Here is a 3,823-nt window from a genome sequence, read left to right on the forward strand (position 1 = left end):
CTGCCCCTCCGCTTTCCATACCTCCGATGAAGAGACTCGCTTCCTGGCTGGCTGTGCTGGCCTTTGCCGTTCCGTTCGCTACCTCCACGACCGCACAGGCACAGATGCCGCAGCCGCCCGAGGTGGCGGCCAAGAGCTACCTGGTGTTGGACATGACCAGCAACCAGGTGCTCGCCGAGCGCAATGCGGATGCGCCGGCCGATCCGGCCTCGCTGACAAAGCTGATGACGGCCTATGTCGTCTTCAGCGCCATCCGCGACAAGAAGATCTCCGAGGACCAGACGATGCCGGTGTCGCTGCGCGCCTGGGAAGAGCGCAAGGGCGGCGGCTCGCTGATGTTCATCGAGCCGCGCAACACGCCCAAGGTCTCCGACCTGCTGCGCGGCATGATCGTCAACAGCGGCAACGACGCCTCCGTGGCGCTGGCCGAGGGCGTGGCCGGCAGCCTGCCGGCTTTCGTCGACATGATGAACCGCCAGGCCCAGGCCTTCGGCCTGAAGAACACCTCGTTCAAGAACGTGACCGGCCTGACCGAGCCGGGCCACCACAGCACGGCGCGCGACCTCGCGGTGATCGCCTCGCACATCATCAAGGACTTCCCGGAGTTCTATCCGATCTACTCGACGAAGAAGTACCGCTACGAGGGTGCGCCGGCGAGCAACGAGAACAACCGCAACGTGCTGCTGTCGCGCGACCCGACCGTCGACGGCATGAAGACCGGCTACACCGAGGCCGCGGGCTACTGCCTGATCGCCAGCGCGCAGCGTGACTTCCCCAACGGCAAGCGCCGCCTGCTGAGCGTGGTGCTGAACACCGCCTCGATGGAGGCGCGCGCCACCGAGAGCCAGAAGCTGCTCAACTGGGGCTACGCGGCGTGGGACGCCGTGCGCCTGTTCGAGCCGGGTAAGGCCATCGCCACGCCGCCGGTGTGGAAGGGCAAGGCCAACGAGGCGAAGCTGGGCGCCGAGACCGGCGTGTTCGCCAGCGTGCCCAAGGGTGAAGGCGGCAAGCTGGTGACGAAGATCGAGCGTACCGATCCGCTGGTCGCGCCGCTGGCCAAGGGCCAGAAGGTCGGCATGATCAAGGTCAGCACGGCCGCCGGAGCCCCGGTGGCCGAGGTGCCGCTGGTGGTGCTGGAGCAGATCGACGAGGCCGGCATCTTCGGCCGCGCCTGGGACGCCATCCGACTGTGGATCAAGTGAGCGTAGTAAGCTGAACGCCCCGCCAGGAGACGCCATGCAGACCTTGCCCGACACGCTGTGTTTTCTCAACGGTGAGTACACCGCGTTGCGCGACGCGAAGGTGTCGGTGCTCGATCGCGGCTTCATCTTCGGCGACGGCATCTACGAGGTCGTGCCGGTCTACGGCGGGCGGCTGTTCCGGTTCGACGAGCATCTGGCGCGGCTGGGCCGCAGTCTCGCCAAGCTGCGCATCGCCAACCCGGCCTCGGCCGAGCAGTGGCTGGAGCGTTCGCGCAAGCTGGTGGCGGCGCTGACCGACAAGACCGGCGCGCTCGACCAGCTCGTCTACATCCAGGTCACGCGCGGCGTGGCGCTGCGCGACCACGTCATGCCGCCGGACATCGAGCCGACCGTCTTCATGATGGCCAGCCCGATGAAGCCGGCCAGCGCCGAGCAGCGCCACCACGGCGTGGCCTGCGTGACGGCCCGCGACTTCCGCTGGGAGCGCGGCGACATCAAGAGCACCTCGCTGCTGGGCAACGTGCTGGCGCGGCAGATGTCGGCCGACAAGGGTGCGGTGGAGACCGTCATGTTCCGCGACGGCTACCTCACCGAGGCGTCGGCCAGCAATGTCTGGGTGGTGCACGAGGGTGCCGTCCTCGGCCCGCCGAAGAGCGAGCACGTGCTCGAGGGCATCCGCTACGACCTGATCCGCGAGCTGTGCGAGGAAGAGGGCATCGCCTACAACCTGCGCCCGATTCCCGAGGGCGAGGTGCTGGCCGCTGACGAACTGCTGCTCAGCTCGGCCACGAAGGAGGTGTTGCCGGTGACCACGCTGGATGGCCAGCCGGTTGGCCACGGTGCGCTTCGCGGCAAGCCGGGGCCGGTATACGCGCGCCTGTACGAGGCCTACCAGCGCGCCAAGGTCACGCAGTCGATCTGATCAGGACCTGATTGAACCGCCGCGATCCGGCCCCAGATCGGGAAGGATGAACGCCGCCATGAGAGACATCCCGCCGGAGCAGTCGCTGATCGAGTACCCCTCGCAGTTCCCCATCAAGGTGATGGGCGCGAACGTCGAGGGTTTTGCCGAGGCGATCGTGATGGTCGCGCAGCAGTTCGATCCGGGCTTCGATGCCGGCAGCATCGAGACGCGCCCGAGCAAGGCCGGCAACTACCTCGGCGTGACCATCACCATCACCGCCACCAGCCGCGAGCAGCTCGACGAGCTGTACCGCACGCTGTCCACCCACCCGATGGTGAAGGTGGTGCTCTGAGCGAGCCGATCGTCAGGCGCCTCGGCCGCGTCGACTATGCGGCCACCGTGGAGGCGATGCGCGAGTTCACCGCGAAGCGCGATGCGAACACGCCCGACGAGATCTGGCTGTGCGAGCACGACCCGGTCTACACGCAGGGCGTCGCCGGCCAGGCCGACCACGTGCTGAACCCGCACGGCATCCCCGTGGTGCAGACCAACCGCGGCGGGCAGGTCACCTATCACGGCCCGGGGCAGGTGGTCGCCTACCCGCTGATCGACCTGCAGCGGCTGCACATCTTCGTCAAGGAATACGTCTACCGCCTCGAGCACAGCGTGATCAAGGTGCTGGAGAGCTTCGGCGTCACCGGCCATCGCGTCAGCGGGGCGCCCGGCATCTACGTGCGCCTGGACGACCCGTTCGGCCACGCGGCGCTGACCGGCCCGCGCCGCGACCCGTTCGAGGGCCTGGGCAAGATCGCGGCGCTGGGCATCAAGGTCTCGCGCCACTGCACCTACCACGGCGTGGCGCTCAACGTGGCGATGGACCTGAGCCCCTACGACGGCATCAATCCGTGCGGCTATGCCGGCCTGGCGACAGTCGACTTGGCTAGACTCGGGGTTTCCACCGACTGGGACACCGTCGCGGCGCGACTCGGAGACAAGCTGGCGTCGCACCTCAGTCCCTGAGCCAGGGCCACGCGCATGCCGACCGAGAACGTCACCCATCAAGCCCAGCCTGCCGCCGAGTACGACGCCACCGCGAAGCAGAAGTCGCAGGCCAAGACGGCGCGCATCCCGATCAAGATCGCACCCGCCGAGACGCTGAAGAAGCCCGACTGGATCCGCGTGAAGGCCGGCTCGCCGAGCACGCGCTTCTACGAGATCAAGCAGATCCTGCGCGAGCACAAGCTGCACACGGTGTGCGAAGAGGCGTCCTGCCCGAACATCGGTGAGTGCTTCGGCCACGGCACGGCCACCTTCATGATCATGGGCGACAAGTGCACGCGGCGCTGCCCGTTCTGCGACGTCGGCCACGGCCGGCCCGACCCGCTCGATGCCGACGAGCCGCTGAACCTGGCCAAGACCATCGCGGCGCTGAAGCTCAAGTACGTGGTGATCACCAGCGTCGACCGCGACGACCTGCGCGACGGCGGCGCCGGCCACTTCGTCGAGTGCATCCGCCAGGTGCGCGAGCTCTCGCCGGCCACGCGCATCGAGATCCTCACGCCGGATTTCCGCGGCCGCATGGACCGGGCGCTCGACATTCTCAAGGCCGCGCCGCCGGACGTCATGAACCACAACCTCGAGACGGTGCCGCGCCTGTACAAGGAAGCTCGCCCCGGCTCGGACTAAGCCTTCAGTCTGAACCTGCTCAAGCGCTTCA

Annotated in this window: 4 protein-coding genes and 1 pseudogene; all 5 read left to right on the top strand. The window is 67.7% G+C overall.

The features are described 5' to 3' along the window. Positions 1–26: 26 nt before the first annotated feature. Entirely contained in the window at positions 27–1,202 is a 1,176-nt protein-coding gene (locus AB7U92_RS23450) for a D-alanyl-D-alanine carboxypeptidase family protein (protein ID WP_428582653.1), read from the top strand. Positions 1,203–1,236: 34 nt separating this feature from the next. After that, positions 1,237–2,124 (top strand): D-amino acid aminotransferase, encoded by an 888-nt coding sequence (locus AB7U92_RS23455; RefSeq protein WP_428582655.1) that lies wholly within the window; start codon positions 1,237–1,239, stop codon positions 2,122–2,124. Positions 2,125–2,182: 58 nt separating this feature from the next. Continuing rightward, positions 2,183–2,458 carry a DUF493 family protein gene (locus tag AB7U92_RS23460; protein ID WP_428582657.1) on the top strand — a complete coding sequence of 92 codons (276 nt, stop codon included), beginning with the start codon at positions 2,183–2,185 and terminating at the stop codon, positions 2,456–2,458. A gap of 8 nt (positions 2,459–2,466) precedes the next feature. Further along, the gene (gene lipB, locus AB7U92_RS23465) at positions 2,467–3,126 is read left to right on the top strand and encodes a lipoyl(octanoyl) transferase LipB (protein WP_428582659.1); all 660 of its coding nucleotides are present in this window, start codon (positions 2,467–2,469) and stop codon (positions 3,124–3,126) included. Between the two features lie 15 nt (positions 3,127–3,141). Next, positions 3,142–3,789 (top strand): annotated as a pseudogene (locus AB7U92_RS23470) (lipoyl synthase); the annotation flags it as partial. Positions 3,790–3,823: the final 34 nt, after the last annotated feature.

Source organism: Piscinibacter sp. (assembly GCF_050175855.1).
Lineage (GTDB): Bacteria > Pseudomonadota > Gammaproteobacteria > Burkholderiales > Burkholderiaceae_C > Piscinibacter.

Bases quoted from the DNA above. Each gene is read 5' to 3' on its own strand.
- AB7U92_RS23450 (WP_428582653.1), top strand. From the start codon at position 27: ATGAAGAGACTCGCTTCCTGGCTGGCTGTGCTGGCCTTTGCCGTTCCG.
- AB7U92_RS23460 (WP_428582657.1), top strand. From the start codon at position 2,183: ATGAGAGACATCCCGCCGGAGCAGTCGCTGATCGAGTACCCCTCGCAG.
- AB7U92_RS23455 (WP_428582655.1), top strand. From the start codon at position 1,237: ATGCAGACCTTGCCCGACACGCTGTGTTTTCTCAACGGTGAGTACACC.